Annotated in this window: 14 protein-coding genes and 2 tRNA genes; 13 read left to right on the top strand and 3 right to left on the bottom strand. The window is 70.0% G+C overall.

Annotation, left to right across the window (positions count from 1 at the left end; genetic code table 11):
- Positions 1-18: 18 nt before the first annotated feature.
- The gene (locus E6W39_RS28075; RefSeq protein WP_101380308.1) at positions 19-216 is read left to right on the top strand and encodes a hypothetical protein; all 198 of its coding nucleotides are present in this window, start codon (positions 19-21) and stop codon (positions 214-216) included.
- Positions 217-247: 31 nt separating this feature from the next.
- On the opposite strand, the gene E6W39_RS28080 is transcribed toward E6W39_RS28075, so the two are convergent.
- Both E6W39_RS28080 and E6W39_RS28085 read right to left on the bottom strand, forming a co-directional pair.
- Positions 248-1,057: a DUF6348 family protein gene (locus E6W39_RS28080; protein WP_141635869.1), complete on the bottom strand. Its 810-nt coding sequence runs from the start codon at positions 1,055-1,057 to the stop codon at positions 248-250.
- A 149-nt stretch (positions 1,058-1,206) separates the two neighbouring features.
- A tRNA-Gly gene (locus E6W39_RS28085) sits at positions 1,207-1,277 on the bottom strand.
- Positions 1,278-1,376: 99 nt separating this feature from the next.
- On the opposite strand from E6W39_RS28085, the gene E6W39_RS28090 reads away from it, so the two are divergent.
- From E6W39_RS28090 to clpX, 5 genes are all read left to right on the top strand, one after another.
- Positions 1,377-1,453 (top strand) — tRNA-Pro (locus tag E6W39_RS28090).
- 237 nt (positions 1,454-1,690) lie between these two features.
- On the top strand, positions 1,691-3,091 hold the full coding sequence (gene tig, locus E6W39_RS28095) for a trigger factor (protein WP_141635870.1): 1,401 nt from the start codon (positions 1,691-1,693) through the stop codon (positions 3,089-3,091).
- 205 nt (positions 3,092-3,296) lie between these two features.
- Positions 3,297-3,902, top strand: coding sequence for an ATP-dependent Clp protease proteolytic subunit (locus tag E6W39_RS28100; protein WP_101384999.1), 606 nt, complete (start codon positions 3,297-3,299; stop codon positions 3,900-3,902).
- A 56-nt stretch (positions 3,903-3,958) separates the two neighbouring features.
- Complete coding sequence (locus E6W39_RS28105; RefSeq protein WP_141635871.1) at positions 3,959-4,615, top strand: ATP-dependent Clp protease proteolytic subunit; 657 nt, start codon at positions 3,959-3,961, stop codon at positions 4,613-4,615.
- 268 nt (positions 4,616-4,883) lie between these two features.
- Positions 4,884-6,170: an ATP-dependent Clp protease ATP-binding subunit ClpX gene (gene clpX / locus E6W39_RS28110; protein WP_101380304.1), complete on the top strand. Its 1,287-nt coding sequence runs from the start codon at positions 4,884-4,886 to the stop codon at positions 6,168-6,170.
- Positions 6,171-6,237: 67 nt separating this feature from the next.
- Here clpX and E6W39_RS28115 read toward each other — a convergent pair whose 3' ends face one another.
- Positions 6,238-7,071, bottom strand: a complete 834-nt coding sequence (locus tag E6W39_RS28115; protein WP_141635872.1) for a resistance to Congo red protein — start codon at positions 7,069-7,071, stop codon at positions 6,238-6,240.
- A gap of 153 nt (positions 7,072-7,224) precedes the next feature.
- On the opposite strand from E6W39_RS28115, the gene E6W39_RS28120 reads away from it, so the two are divergent.
- From E6W39_RS28120 to mreC, 7 genes are all read left to right on the top strand, one after another.
- On the top strand, positions 7,225-9,855 hold the full coding sequence (locus tag E6W39_RS28120) for a valine--tRNA ligase (RefSeq protein WP_141637995.1): 2,631 nt from the start codon (positions 7,225-7,227) through the stop codon (positions 9,853-9,855).
- A 261-nt stretch (positions 9,856-10,116) separates the two neighbouring features.
- On the top strand, positions 10,117-10,623 hold the full coding sequence (locus E6W39_RS28125; RefSeq protein ID WP_141635873.1) for a hypothetical protein: 507 nt from the start codon (positions 10,117-10,119) through the stop codon (positions 10,621-10,623).
- A gap of 113 nt (positions 10,624-10,736) precedes the next feature.
- On the top strand, positions 10,737-12,137 hold the full coding sequence (gene folC / locus E6W39_RS28130) for a bifunctional tetrahydrofolate synthase/dihydrofolate synthase (protein WP_407658483.1): 1,401 nt from the start codon (positions 10,737-10,739) through the stop codon (positions 12,135-12,137).
- Position 12,138: 1 nt separating this feature from the next.
- Positions 12,139-12,495 (top strand): DUF4233 domain-containing protein, encoded by a 357-nt coding sequence (locus tag E6W39_RS28135; RefSeq protein WP_141635875.1) that lies wholly within the window; start codon positions 12,139-12,141, stop codon positions 12,493-12,495.
- Between the two features lie 95 nt (positions 12,496-12,590).
- The gene (gene ndk, locus E6W39_RS28140; RefSeq protein ID WP_141635876.1) at positions 12,591-13,004 is read left to right on the top strand and encodes a nucleoside-diphosphate kinase; all 414 of its coding nucleotides are present in this window, start codon (positions 12,591-12,593) and stop codon (positions 13,002-13,004) included.
- Between the two features lie 355 nt (positions 13,005-13,359).
- Positions 13,360-14,385, top strand: coding sequence for a rod shape-determining protein (locus E6W39_RS28145; RefSeq protein WP_101384998.1), 1,026 nt, complete (start codon positions 13,360-13,362; stop codon positions 14,383-14,385).
- 47 nt (positions 14,386-14,432) lie between these two features.
- Positions 14,433-15,419 (top strand): rod shape-determining protein MreC, encoded by a 987-nt coding sequence (mreC, locus tag E6W39_RS28150; protein WP_141635877.1) that lies wholly within the window; start codon positions 14,433-14,435, stop codon positions 15,417-15,419.
- Positions 15,420-15,421 lie beyond the last annotated feature (2 nt).

The raw sequence follows: 15,421 nt of genomic DNA on the forward strand, positions 1-15,421 counted from the left end.
GTGAGGAAGTGAGTCCGGGTGGCACTCTCCGTCTCTGCGCTGGTCCTGTTCGGCGTGATGATGATCATCTTCATCCGCTCCGGGTCCATCAAGTGGCCGCACGCCATCGTGGCCACGCTCTTCGGCTTCATGCTCAACCAGTCGACCCAGCTGTCGAAGCCGATCCAGGACTTCCTGACCTCGGTCGCCAACACGCTGGGCAAGATGACCAACTGACGTAGCGGCACTGACGTAGCGGCGGGGCGGCCTACTGCCCCGCCCGTCTGGCCTGCCACCAACGGCTCAGCCGGCCGCGGCGAACGGTCCGCGCATCGACCTCGGCCCGGGCCGGCTCGGCGGTGGCGACGGCCGGCGGCTCGGCTTCGGCGGTCCGCACCGCCGCCAGGGTGCCGCCCTCGGCGGTCAGCAGCACGAACAGCCGCGCCCAGCAGAAGCGTTCGGCGCGCGGCCAGTCCAGTGCGCCCAGTGCCCGGGAGGCGGCGGGGCAGACCGTGCCGTTCACCCTGACCTCGGCCACCTCGTCGCCGGCCCGGCCGCCGAAGAAGAGCTTCACGCCGTTCAGTCGCGGGTCGGTCAGTTCCGGTGCCAGTGCCGGTGCCAGGGCGGGCAGCAGCTCGTGCTCGCCCAGCCAGCCGGTCAACCGCTCGCTCTGGAACCCGAACACGGTGGCCGGCCCCTGCACCGCGTGCCAGCCGGGCAGTTCGGCGATGCGGCGGTGGTCGCCGTAGCGGCCCCGGTGGTCCAGCAGTTCGACCACGGCGGCCGCGGTGGTGCCGGCCCACATCCGCACCGCGCTGTCCAGCTTCTCGGTCTCGGTGGTGCCCAGCCCCGCCGCGCAGTCCCAGACCACCGGTGCGTCGGCGCTGCCCAGCCGGAGCACGAACCCGAGGTCCACATGGCCGCTGCCGCCGCCCTCCCCGGCGTGCTCGCGGATCGCCACCGCAGTGGTCCCGGGGCCGCGCACCACGGCGCCGTCGATGGTGAACTCCCGGTCGTAGCGGGCCATTTCGCGCACCACACCGCGCTGTATGACCGCCAGCCGCTGCTCGGCGTCCACCGGCCCGCCCTCCCTCACCGCAATCGAACGTCTGTCGAGGCTAGCGGGGTCGAGCCGCCATGTTCCAGTTGTGAAGGCCCTGGTGGTCGACGGGCCGGAAACGCCGACGGCCCCGGCTCGCTGGGAGCCGGGGCCGTCGGTGCTGCGAGAGCGGGTGACGAGAATCGAACTCGCGTGACTAGTTTGGAAGACTAGGGCTCTACCATTGAGCTACACCCGCCGGTCCGTGTGGACGGGGAACAGCGTACCCGATCCGGTGGGCTGTCGAATATCTGCGAACCGACGATCGACGCCGTGTACGCTCTCTCTCGCGTGAATGCGGGGTGTGGCGCAGTTTGGTAGCGCGTCCGCTTTGGGAGCGGAAGGCCGTCGGTTCGAATCCGGTCACCCCGACCAGCCAGTTTCGTGGTACCCGGTAGGATGGTTCGCTGGTGGTCCCGGCCCTCGGGCCGACCGCCCAGGGTGACAGAGTCCCCAAGCAGCCCCTGACCGGGGCCGGGTCGCTCGCCGTCCACCCCATACGGGAGATGCCGCACCAGGTGGCTCATCACCCGTCTGCCCGGCCCGCGGCCCCGCGAGGGGACTCGGTCCGGACCAGACAAGCCGACCGCAAGCCCCATAGGAGACCTAACCGTGAAGAGCGCCGTCGAGACTCTGAACCCGACCCGGGTTCGACTCACCGTCGAGGTGCCCTTCGAGGAGCTCAAGCCCAGCCTCGACGCGGCGTACAAGAAGATCAACCAGCAGGTCACGGTTCCCGGCTTCCGGAAGGGCAAGATCCCGAACCGGGTCATCGACCAGCGGTTCGGCCGCGCTGCCGTGCTGGAGGAGACCGTCAACGACGCCCTCCCGCGCTTCTACACGCAGGCCGTCGACGAGAACAAGGTCGAGGTCCTCGGTCAGCCCGACATCACGGACATCAAGGGCGTCGAGGACCTCGACGCCAACGGCCTGACCTTCACCGCCGAGGTGGACGTCCGTCCGGAGATCACCCTGCCCGACTTCGCCGAGATCTCGGTCGAGGTCGACGCCGTCGCGGTGACCGACGAGGACATCGACAAGTCGCTCGAGCAGCTGCGCGAGCGCTTCTCGTCGGTCAAGGACGTCGAGCGCGCCGCCGCCGCCGGTGACATCGTCGTGGTGGACCTGGAGGCCAAGGTCGACGGCGAGGTGCCGGAGGACGGCACCGCCACCGGCGTGAGCTACGAGATCGGCTCCGGCCGCCTGCTGGACGGCATCGACGAGGCCGTCATCGGCCTGTCGGCCGGCGAGGCGAAGACCTTCACCACCGAGCTCAAGGGCGGCTCCCAGGCCGGCAAGAGCTCCGAGGTGACCGTCACCGTCACCGCGGTCCAGGAGAAGGAGCTGCCCGAGCTGGACGACGAGTTCGCCCAGCTGGCCAGCGAGTTCGACACCCTGGAGGAGCTGCGCGCCGACTCGGTCAAGCGACTGGGCCGGATGAAGGAGTTCGACCAGGCCACGCAGGCCCAGGAGAAGGTCCTCGACGCCCTGCTGGCGAAGATCGAGATCGAGTTCCCGGAGAAGCTCCTCAAGGACGAGGTCGAGACCCGCAAGCACAACCTGGAGCACCACCAGCTGCAGCCGATGGGCCAGACGCTGGAGAGCTACCTCGCCGCTCAGGGCAAGACCGTCGAGGAGTTCGACGCGGACACCGAGGAGCAGGCCAAGAAGGGCATCAAGACCCAGTTCGTGCTGGACGAGATCGTGGCCAAGGAGGAGGTGGGCGTCGACCAGCAGGAGCTCACCGAGCACCTGATCCGCCGCGCCGCCGGCTCCGGCCTGACCCCGGACCAGTTCGCCCAGCAGATCGTCTCCAACCAGCAGGTTCCGCTGCTGGTCGGCGAGGTCGCCCGGGGCAAGGCGCTGGCCCTGGTGGTCGAGGCCGCCACGGTGACCGACAGCAACGGTGAGGTCGTCAACTTCGACGAAGATGACGAGGCGGCCGAGGACACTGCCGCCGAGGCCACCACCGAGGCCGCCGCCGAGGAGAGCACCGAGTCGACCGAGGCCTGAGCCCGGTCGCCACGCGATGCCTGAACGGGCCCGGACGCTGCACGCGTCCGGGCCCGTTCCCGTACCACGGCACCTGCGCTGACAGCGAACAGTTCTGTGTGAGGGATTCCCGGGCTCCGGCTGAGCGTTAGGGTCGACGAAAGCAAGCTAAACCGACTGAGCAGGTGGCTAAGTGACGTTCCCGCAGATTCAGATGCCTGGCCTGATGACGCCGCGCGCGGCCGGTGGTGACGTGCTCGGCGGCCTGGGCGACCAGGTCTACAACCGGCTGCTCGGCGAGCGCATCATCTTCCTCGGCCAGCAGGTCGACGACGACATCGCCAACAAGATCACCGCCCAGCTCCTCCTCCTGGCCGCCGAGCCGGAGAAGGACATCTACCTGTACATCAACTCCCCGGGCGGCTCGATCACGGCCGGCATGGCGATCTACGACACCATGCAGTACATCAAGAACGACGTGGTCACCATCGCCATGGGCATGGCCGCCTCGATGGGCCAGTTCCTGCTGACCGCGGGCACGCCGGGCAAGCGCTTCGCGCTGCCGAACGCCGAGATCCTGATGCACCAGCCGTCGGCGGGCCTGGGCGGCTCCGCGACCGACATCCGGATCCAGGCGGAGCAGCTGCTCCGGATGAAGCGCCGGATGTCCGAGCTGATCGCGCACCACAGCGGTCAGACCTTCGACCAGATCACCAAGGACTCCGACCGCGACCGCTGGTTCACCGCCGAAGAGGCGAAGGCCTACGGTCTGATCGACGACATCATGCACAGCGCCGCGGATGTTCCCGGCGGCGGCGGCACCGGCGCCTGACCGCCCTGGCCGAGCACCCCACCACGTCGGAAACGCATCCGGAGGACCAACCCGCCATGACCTTCCCCAACACTCCCGCCGGCGAGTACCTCGGCGCTCGTGCCGAGGGCCGGTACATCGTTCCGCGCTTCGTCGAGCGCACTTCGCAGGGCATCCGCGAGTACGACCCGTACGCCAAGCTGTTCGAGGAGCGCATCATCTTCCTCGGCTCGCAGGTGGACGACGTCTCGGCCAACGACATCATGGCCCAGCTGCTCTGCCTGGAGTCGATGGACCCGGATCGCGAGATCCAGATGTACATCAACTCGCCCGGCGGCTCCTTCACCGCGCTGACCGCGATCTACGACACCATGCAGTACGTCAAGCCGGACATCCAGACCGTCTGCATGGGCCAGGCCGCCTCGGCCGCCGCCGTGCTGCTGGCGGCCGGCACCCCCGGCAAGCGGCTCGCGCTGCCGAACGCCCGGATCCTGATCCACCAGCCGTACACCGAGACCGGCCGCGGCCAGGTCTCCGACCTGGAGATCCAGGCCAAGGAGATCTTCCGGATGCGCGAGCAGCTGGAGGAGATGCTCTCCAAGCACTCCAACCAGCCCATCGAGAAGGTCCGCGACGACATCGAGCGCGACAAGATCCTCACGGCCGAGGAGGCCCTGGAGTACGGCCTGATCGACCAGATCGTCTCCACCCGCAAGGCCTCGCTCAGCGACTGAGCCGAGTGGCACCACCCGAGTTCCACCCGGGCGGGGCGTACCAGCCGGTACGCCCCGCCTGCCGGGCTCCGGCCCCGACACGACGGCATCTGTTCGGTATCAATTCGCCGAGGGCGTAGGGCAGAGCAGTCGAAGACGGCCGATTCCGTGAGTTGGCAGAGTACCGTCGGATACCGAGACCTGAGCGCCCCGGCTGGGGGTGGCCGTCGGGTCCACAGCACCAGGCCCCGGAACCCCCGCGGGGCCCCTGGCGAAGGGGAAGCACCTCGTGGCACGCATCGGAGACGGTGGCGACCTGCTCAAGTGCTCGTTCTGCGGCAAGTCGCAGAAGCAGGTGAAGAAGCTGATCGCCGGCCCAGGCGTGTACATCTGCGACGAATGCATCGATCTCTGCAACGAGATCATCGAGGAGGAGCTCGCCGAGTCCTCCGAGGTGCGTTTCGAGGAGCTCCCGAAGCCGCGCGAGATCTACGAGTTCCTCGACCAGTACGTGGTCGGCCAGGACCTCGCCAAGAAGGCCCTCTCGGTGGCCGTCTACAACCACTACAAGCGGGTGCAGGCCGGCGAGGCCGGGCGCAGCGGTGGCAACCGCGACGACGCCATCGAGCTCGCCAAGTCCAACATCCTGCTGCTCGGCCCGACCGGCTCCGGCAAGACGCTGCTGGCGCAGACCCTGGCCCGGATGCTGAACGTGCCGTTCGCGATCGCCGACGCCACCGCGCTGACCGAGGCCGGCTACGTCGGCGAGGACGTCGAGAACATCCTGCTGAAGCTGATCCAGGCGGCCGACTACGACGTCAAGAAGGCCGAGACCGGGATCATCTACATCGACGAGATCGACAAGGTGGCCCGCAAGAGCGAGAACCCGTCGATCACCCGGGACGTCTCCGGTGAGGGCGTCCAGCAGGCGCTGCTGAAGATCCTGGAGGGCACCACCGCCTCGGTGCCGCCGCAGGGCGGGCGCAAGCACCCGCACCAGGAGTTCATCCAGATCGACACCACCAATGTGCTCTTCATCGTCGGCGGTGCGTTCGCCGGCCTGGAGCGGATCATCGAGGGCCGCTCGGGTGCCAAGGGCATCGGCTTCGGCGCGACCATCCGGTCCAAGCGGGAGAGCGACGCCAGCGACCACTTCCGCCAGGTGATGCCGGAGGACTTGGTCAAGTTCGGCATGATCCCGGAGTTCGTCGGCCGCCTCCCCGTGATCACCAGCGTGCACAACCTGGACCGCGAGGCGCTGCTGCAGATCCTCACCGAGCCGAAGAACGCGCTGGTCAAGCAGTACCGCAAGCTCTTCGAACTGGACGGCGTGGAGCTGGAGTTCAGTCGGGACGCGCTGGAGGCGATCGCCGACCAGGCGATCCTGCGCGGCACCGGCGCGCGCGGGCTGCGGGCGATCATGGAGGAGGTGCTGATGTCGGTGATGTACGAGGTGCCGTCGCGTCAGGACGTCGCCCGGGTCGTCGTCACCGGTGATGTGGTCTCCAAGCACGCCATCCCGACCCTGGTGCCGCGCGACATGATCAAGCGCGAGCGGCGCGACAAGAGCGCCTGACGCTTCGTCGGTCATCAGACGCGAAAGGGGCCCCGCGGATCCGCGGGGCCCCTTCGTGCTGCTCGGGCTACTTCGGCACCTCGGCGACCGCGCGGAACGCGCGCAGGTCGGAGGCGGCCTTGTCGAGCGTCGGCGGGCCGCTCTTGAGGGTGGTCTGCTGCATCGCCACCAGCGAGCTGTTGTCCACCCAGATGCAGACCGCGTCGGTCTCCTTGGTGCTGGTGGTGAGGTCCTCGCAGCTCATCCTGCCGCCCTGGGGACCGGGGTCGGGGTGGGTGCGCGGGCCGGTCGTGCCGCCCTTGCCGACGGCAGCCAGCTCGAAGCTGCTCCAGAAGCTGGTCTCCTCGGCGCTCGGTGAGGAGATCTTGCCGTAGCCGCCGTAGACCACCACGGCGCGGTCCGAGAGGAGCTTGTTGTAGACGGTGGCGACCTCGCCGTCCAGGTTCTGGTCCGACTGGCCGCTGGTGAAGGCGTCCTTCAGCTTCTGGGCCAGCGGGTTGCCGTCCTCCTTGGTCAGGCCCTGGAACGACTGCGGCAGCACCACCTTCTGGGTGCCCTCCTTGGCGGCCTTGTCGGCCACCGCCGACATCAGCACCGCCGACGCCACGCCGATGGCGACGACCACGACGGCCAGGGTGATGGCGAGGCCCTTGCGGCTCTTCTTGGGCGGCGGCGCCGGCGGGACGTAGCCGCCGGCGGCGGGCCAGCCGGTGGCCGGCTGCGGCTGGGGCGGCACCGGACCGTAGGCCGGGGGCTGGCCGTAGCCGCCCGGCTGCTGGTACGCCGGCGGCTGCCCGAACCCGCCGGACTGCCCGTAGTTCGGGGCGGGGTGGCCGTAGCCGCCCTGGCCGTAGCCGGAGGCGGGCGGTGGCGGCGCACCGAACGGGTTCTGCTCGGACATCGGCGTTCCCTCCCAGAAATCACTCGCCGGTGCGGTCCGCCCGCCGGGCTGATCCGGCGACCCGGATCCCCGGTCGAGGGACGGCACGCTACCGTACGGCACCGACGTACTCGGGGGCCCGCGCGGTTCCGTAAACTGTGGGTCGTGACCGACATGACGAACCAGCGCCCCGCCGACCACCCGTCCGGGGACAACGCAGCCACCCTTCCGACGACCTACGCCCCCGGCGAGGTAGAGGGCGAGCTGTACGAGCGCTGGGTAGCCCGCGGTTACTTCGAGGCCGACGCCAAGAGCGACAAGCCCCCGTACACCATCGTCATCCCGCCGCCGAACGTCACCGGTGCCCTCCACCTGGGCCACGCCTTCCAGCACACCCTGATGGACGCCCTGACCCGCCGTAAGCGGATGCAGGGTTACGAGGCGCTCTGGCTGCCGGGCATGGACCACGCAGGTATCGCCACCCAGAACAAGGTGGAGCAGCAGCTCGCCGAGTCCGGCCTGTCCCGGCACGACCTGGGCCGCGAGGCCTTCGTCGAGAAGGTCTGGGAGTGGAAGGAGAACTACGGCGGCAAGATCCTCGGCCAGATGCGCCGCCTCGGCGACGGCGTGGACTGGAGCCGGGAGCGCTTCACCATGGACGAGGGCCTGTCCAAGGCCGTCCAGACCATCTTCAAGAAGCTCTTCGACGACGGCCTGATCTACCGTGCCGAGCGCATCATCAACTGGTGCCCGCGCTGCCTGACCGCGCTCTCCGACATCGAGGTGGAGCACGAGGACAGCCCCGGCGAGCTGGTCTCGATCCGCTACGGCGAGGGTGACGACTCCATCGTGGTCGCCACCACCCGGGCCGAGACGATGCTGGGCGACACCGCGGTCGCCGTCCACCCGGACGACGAGCGCTACCAGCACCTGATCGGCCGCACCATCAAGCTGCCGCTGACGGACCGTGAGATCCCGGTGGTCGCCGACACCCACGTCGACCCGGAGTTCGGCACCGGCGCCGTCAAGGTGACCCCGGCGCACGACCCCAACGACTTCGCCATCGGCCAGCGCCACGACCTGCCCAGCCTGACCGTGATGGACGAGCACGGCGCGATCACCGTGCACGGCCCGTTCCTCGGCCTGGACCGGCTGGAGGCCCGCTCGGCCGTGGTCGGCGCGCTGCGCGAGCAGGGCCGGATCGTCGCCGAGAAGCGCCCCTACATGCACGCGGTGGGCCACTGCTCGCGCTGCCACACCGTCGTCGAGCCGCGCCTGTCGCTGCAGTGGTGGGTCAAGGTCGAGCCGCTGGCCCAGGCGGCCGGCGACGCGGTCCGGGACGGCCGGGTGCAGATCCACCCGAAGGAGCTGGAGCGCCGCTACTTCGACTGGGTCGACAACATGTTCGACTGGTGCATCTCCCGCCAGCTCTGGTGGGGCCACCGGATCCCGGTCTTCTACGGCCCGAACGGCGAGGTCGTCTGCGTCGGACCGGACGACGAGGCGCCCACCGGCGAGGGCTGGACCCAGGACCCGGACGTCCTGGACACCTGGTTCTCCAGCGGCCTGTGGCCGTTCTCCACCCTGGGCTGGCCCGAGCAGACCCCGGACCTGGAGAAGTTCTACGCCACCGACGTGCTGCTCACCGGCCACGACATCATCTTCTTCTGGGTCGCCCGGATGATGATGTTCGGCCTGTACGCGATGGACGGCAAGGCGCCGTTCCACACCGTGGCGCTGACCGGCCTGGTCCGCGACGAGTTCGGCAAGAAGATGTCCAAGTCCAACCCGAACGCGGTCGACCCGCTGGACTGGATGGACGCCTACGGTGCCGACGCGGTCCGGTTCACCCTGGCCAGCGGTGCCAACCCGGGCGCCGACGTGCCGATCGGCGAGGACTGGGTCAAGGGCTCGCGCAACTTCTGCAACAAGATCTGGAACGCCACCCGGTTCGCGCTGATGAACGGCGCCACCGTCGAGGGACCGCTGCCGGCCCCCGAGGAGATGACCGCGGCCGACCGCTGGATCCTGTCCCGCCTCAACGAGACCGTGGCCCAGGTCGACGCGCTCTACGACGACTACCAGTTCGCCAAGCTCTCCGACGCGCTGTTCCACTTCGCCTGGGACGAGGTCTTCGACTGGTACCTCGAGCTCTCCAAGACCACCCTGGCCAAGGGCGGCCCGCAGGCCGACGCGGCCCGCCGGGTGCTCGGCGAGGTCGTGGACGTGATGCTGCGGCTGCTGCACCCGGTGGTGCCGTTCGTCACCGACGCCCTCTGGACGGCGCTGACCGGCGCCGAGTCGGTGGTGGTCGCCCCCTGGCCGAAGGACAGCGGCTACCGCGACCAGGAGGCCTCGGCCGAGATCGCCACCGTGCAGCAGGTGGTCACCGAGGTCCGCCGCTTCCGCTCCGACCAGGGCCTGAAGCCGGGCCAGAAGGTCCCGGCCGCCCTGGATCTGACGGGCACCGGGCTGGCCGCCCACGAGGAGGCGATCCGCTCGCTGCTGCGCCTCACCGAGCCGGCCGAGGGCTTCGCGCCGACCGCCTCGCTGGCGGTGGCCGGTGCCACGGTTTCGCTGGACCTGTCCGGCACCATCGACGTGGCCGCCGAGCGCAAGCGCCTCGCCAAGGACCTCGCGGCCGCCCAGAAGGAGCTGGCCCAGACCAGCGGCAAGCTCGGCAACGAGGGCTTCCTGGCCAAGGCTCCGGAGGACGTGGTGGTCAAGATCCGCGCTCGGCAGACCGCCGCCGAGGTGGACATCGCCCGGATCACCGCCCAGCTCGCCGCGCTGCCCGAGGCCTGACCGGCCCCGATCGCGCGCCCCGAGGCCGCACCCGCTCCGGCGGGTGCGGCCTCGGCCGTTTCCGGATGCTTCTCAGACCGATTAGCAGCCGAATTCCACCGACCGCCAGAAAATGATCGGATTCGCATTCTCGGGGAACAACACTCGGCCATGTTTCGGTGTTCTTGGAAGGTTCGCCGTATACGGTGAGCTGCAGTTGCGATCGGTGGTGACCGCGTGCAATGGCGGTCCCGATCAACGGCGGTGACGGGAAGACATGGCATGACGCGAACGCAGACAATGGCCGGCGAACTCCCCGCACAGCGGGTCGAGGAGGCCAAGGGCCGGGCCGCGACCCTGCTGCTGGCCTTCCGGCACGGCAACCAGCTCGCCTTCGACCACGAACTGGACGAGCTGCTCGCCGGGGAGGACGAGCGCGCGGTGGTCACCCTGCTCACCTGGATCGCCGCCGAGGCGGTGCGCAAGGCCTACGCCCCCGAGGTCGGCGACCGGGTGCTGCGCGGGCTGGCCCGCCGGGCACCGCAGGGCGAGGTCGGGGTCGCGGTGGACGAGGAGTCGGTGGACGCGGCCCGGCTGATCGAGGCGGTGCGCGGGGGCGACGCGGCCGTCGTGCGGGCGCTGGTGGCCGGCACCGCCGACACCACCTTCCTGCTCGGTGGCCTGCTGCAGGGCGTGGCGATGATGCTGCCGCTGGTGCCCGAGGCCGAGGTCGACGCCGTGGTGGACGAGCTGAGGGCGCGTCACGCCCCGGTCCCGGCCGGGGTCTGAGCCGCAGGCTTTGCCAAGTCTTTGCCCATGCATGGATGGAGCTTGGGGGAGGCGCCCGGGTGCCGCCGCCCCGGCGCGTCGCGGCGCCGGGCGCACTCCGTAGACTGGGCCGCGTGAGCAGCAGCGCGGAGCCGAACCCGTACACCATCCGCCCCGAGGGCGCGGACCCCGCCGAGCCGGTGACCGGTCTGCGGGAGATCGAGATCGAGCTGGCCAAGCGCTGGCCCGAGAACAAGATCGAGCCCAGTCTGGACCGGATCCGGGCGCTGATGGACATTTTGGGTGAGCCCCAGCGTGCCTATCCGACCATCCACATCACCGGGACCAACGGCAAGACCTCCACCGCCCGGATGATCGAGCAGCTGCTGAACACCTTCGAGCTGCGCACCGGTCGGTACACCAGCCCGCACGTGGAGTCCGTGACCGAGCGGATCAGCCTGGACGGGCGGCCGATCAGCGAGGACAGGTTCGCCGAGACCTACCGGGACATCGAGCCCTACATCCGGATGGTCGACGAGCAGCAGCCGGTCGCGCTCTCCTTCTTCGAGGTGCTCACCGGCATGGCCTACGCCGCGTTCGCCGACGCCCCGGTCGACGTGGCCGTGATCGAGGTCGGCATGGGCGGCAGCTGGGACGCCACCAACGTGATCGACGCGGCGGTCTCGGTGATCACCCCGATCTCGCTGGACCACACCGACAAGCTCGGCAGCACCACCGGTGAGATCGCCGTGGAGAAGTCCGGGATCATCAAGCCCGGCGCCCTCGCCGTGGTCGCCCAGCAGCCGCTGGACGCGGCCCAGACGATCCTCAAGCGGGCCGTCGAGGTGGACGCCACGGTGGCCCGCGAGGGCATGGAGTTCGGCGTGCTGCACCGCGAGGTCGCGGTCGGCGGGCAGCTGCTGACGCTGCGCGGCCTGGGCGGCGCCGAGTACGAGGACGTCTTCATCCCGCTGCACGGCGAGCACCAGGCGCACAACGCGGCCCTGGCGCTGGCCGCCGTGGAGGGCTTCTTCGGCGTCGGCGCGGCCCGCCAGGGCCAGCTGGACGTCGACAAGGTCCGCCAGGCCTTCGCCGGGGTCTCCTCGCCCGGCCGCCTGGAGGTGGTGCGGCGCAGCCCCACCATCCTGCTGGACGCCGCCCACAACCCCGAGGGCGCCCGGGTCACCGCCGCCGCGGTCAGCGAGGCCTTCGGCTTCACCCGGCTGATCGGCGTGATCGGCACCAGCGGCGACAAGGACGTGACCGGCGTGCTGGAGGCCTTCGAGCCGATCCTGGCCGAGGTGGTGGTCACCCAGAACTCCACCCACCGGGCGATGGCCGTGGACAGCCTGGCCGCCCAGGCGGTCGAGGTGTTCGGCGAGGACCGGGTGGTCGTCGAGCCGCGGTTGGACGACGCGATCGACGCCGCCGTGACGCTCGCCGAGGAGGAAGGCGACCTGGGCGGGGCCGGAGTCCTGGTCACCGGGTCCGTGATCACGGTGGGCGAGGCCCGCCTGCTGCTCGGGAAGAAGTGAGATGCGCACCCTCTGCTCCTCCACGCTGATCGGCGAGGTCTTCGTGATCCTCTTCGCGGCCTGTGTCGCGATGCGGATGACGGACGTCTCCACCGGGCTGATCTGGACCGTCAGCGGCATCGCCATGCTGCTCTGCGTGCTGCTCTGCGGGGTGATCAACCGCCCGGGCGCGGTGGCGATCGGCTGGGCGCTGCAGCTGGCCCTGATCGCCGGCGGGCTGCTGCTGCCCACCATGTACGGGCTGGGCGTGATCTTCGCCGGACTGTGGTGGTGCTCGGTGCACTACGGGCGAAAGATCGACGCCATCAAGGAACAGCGCAGCCAGGCGGCCCGGGCGGCCGCCACCGCCGACGCCTGAGTGTTCGCTCACGCAAGGTAGCCTCTGGGCGGCAGTACCCGGGTGGTACCCGCCCCCCGATTCCTCGTTCCCCCGATCCTCAACGGAGCCGCACCGTGTCCCAGCGCACCCTCGTCCTGCTCAAGCCCGACGCCGTCCGCCGCGGCCTGGCCGGCGAGATCATCAGCCGGATCGAGCGCAAGGCCGGCTGGCGGCTGACCGCGATGGAGCTGCGCACCTTCGACCGGGCCACCCTGGAGGTCCACTACGCGGAGCACGTCGGCCGCCCGTTCTACGAGCCGCTGCTGGAGTTCATGACCTCCGGCCCGTCGATCGCGCTGATCGTCGAGGGCGAGAACGTGATCCCCGGCATCCGCGGCCTGGCCGGCGCCACCGACCCGCTGCAGGCCGGCCCCGGCACCATCCGCGGCGACTTCGCGACCATCACCCGCGAGAACCTGATCCACGCGTCCGACTCGCCCGAGTCGGCCGAGCGCGAGATCAAGATTTTCTTCCCCGCGCACGCCTGAGCATTTCGCACTGCGGATGGTCCCTCGGCCTTTCCGCTGACGACCCGTCAGAATGGCTGAGCCGGATCGAGTCAGGGCGACCCGGCTCAGCCAACAGTGGGATTCCGATCGTCATATATGGAACTGGATGTCCCGACACGGCGTCCCAATGCCATGAGAAGCGGTTCGGCAACGGAGAATGGACACCATGCCCACCCCGCCGACGAGTTCGCCGGGCCTGGCTACGATGGAGGCGACTCGCGGTCCACGTGTCCGCCGGCGCACCTCACGCCGTTCGCCGCTGTCCGCGTGAGGCACAATCCCCTGCCCAAGACGTCCAGTTCGGGAAGGCGTTCCATACCCCATGGCCAACAACCTGTCGTTCATCGGCCGTGATCTGGCGATCGACCTCGGCACTGCCAACACGCTGGTGTACGTCAGGGGCAAGGGCATCGTCCTGAACGAGCCGTCAGTCGTGGCGGTCAACACCAACACCGGTGGCATCCTCGCGGTCGGCTCCGAGGCCAAGAAGATGATCGGGCGCACGCCCGGCAACATCATCGCCATCCGCCCGCTCAAGGACGGCGTGATCGCCGACTTCGAGATCACCCAGCGGATGCTGCGCTACTTCATCCAGAAGATCCACCGCCGCCGCTACCTGGCCCGCCCGCGCGTGGTGGTCTGCGTGCCCAGCGGCATCACCGGCGTCGAGCGCCGGGCCGTGGTCGAGGCCAGCCACCTGGCCGGCGCGCGGCAAGTGCACATCATCGAGGAGCCGATGGCCGCCGCCATCGGCGCCGGCCTGCCGGTCCACGAGGCCACCGGCAACATGGTGGTCGACATCGGCGGCGGCACCACCGAGGTCGCCGTGATCTCCCTCGGCGGCATCGTCACCGCCCAGTCCATCCGGGTGGCCGGCGACGAGCTGGACAACGCCATCGTCCAGCACATCAAGAAGGAGTACTCGCTGCTGCTCGGCGAGCGCAGCGCCGAGCAGATCAAGATGAGCATCGGCTCGGCCCACGGCGGCGAGGACGAGAAGGACGAGCACGCCGAGATCCGCGGCCGCGACCTGGTCAGCGGACTGCCGAAGACCGTGGTGATCTCCGCCGCCGAGGTCCGCGCGGCGATCGACGAGCCGGTCAACTCGATCATCGACGCCGTGAAGACCACCCTCGACCAGTGCCCGCCGGAGCTGGCGGGCGACGTGATGGACCGCGGCGTGGTGCTCACCGGCGGCGGCGCCCTGCTGCGCGGCCTGGACGAGCGGCTGCGCCGCGAGACCGGTATGCCGATCCACATCGCCGAGAACCCGCTGGACTCGGTGGTGCTCGGCTCCGGCCGCTGCGTCGAGGAGTTCGAGGCGCTGCAGCAGGTACTGGACGCCCAGCCGCGTCGTTAAGACCACGAACGAAGCACCTACTCAAGAAGAGGGGCAGCCCCAGCGCCGTGAGGGACACACGAGAGAGCCGACTGCTGCTCATCCTGCTGGTGGCCGTCGCCTTCGCCCTGATCACCGTCGACATCAAGGGCGGTGAGAGCTCCCCGCTGAACGGCGCCCGCAAGACCGCCGCCGGCCTGCTCGGCCCGGCGGAGCGCGGCGCGGCGGGGGCCGTCGACCCGATAGCCCGCACCATCCGGGCGATCCGCGACTCGGGCACCATGCAGCAGCGCCTCGATCAGATCGGCAACGAGAACACCGAGCTGCGCCAGCGGCTCGCCTCCTCCGACATGGCCGCCGGCCGCACCAAGCAGCTGGACGACCTGCTGCGCACCGCCGGCACCGGCGGATACACCATCAAGGCCGCCCAGGTGATCGCCATCGGTGCCGCCCAGGGCTTCTCCTGGACCATCACCATCGACGCCGGCAGCGACGACGGCGTGCAGCGCGACATGACGGTGATCAACGGCGAGGGCCTGGTCGGCCGGGTCACCACGGTGGCCCGCACCACCGCCACCGTGCTGCTCGCCACCGACCCCGGCTTCACCGCCGGCACCCGGATGGAGGGCAGCGGCGAGATCGGCTTCGCGGCCGGCCAGGGCGCCAGCCCCATGAAGGTCGAACTGCTCAACGGCAAGGCCCAGGTCAAGCCGGGCGACCGGCTGGTCACCTTCGGCTCGCAGAGCGGCCGCCCGTTCGTGCCCGGGGTGCCGGTCGGCAAGGTGCTGCAGGTGCAGGCCACCCCCGACGCGCTCACCAAGACCGTGCTGGTCCAGCCGTTCGTCTCGTTCACCCGGCTGGACCTGGTCGGCGTGGTGGTGGTCCCGCCGCGCACCGACCCGCGTGACTCGGTGCTGCCGCCGGTGCCCAGCAACACCCCGAGCCCGGCGGCCCAGGCCCAGCCACCGGCCGGTTCCGCCTCGCCGGCCGCGCCCGCCTCGCCGGCCGGTTCCGCCTCGCCCGCCCAGCCGAGCTCCGTCCCCGGGGGGAACTGACC

This window comes from Kitasatospora acidiphila, from assembly GCF_006636205.1.
GTDB lineage: Bacteria > Actinomycetota > Actinomycetes > Streptomycetales > Streptomycetaceae > Kitasatospora > Kitasatospora acidiphila.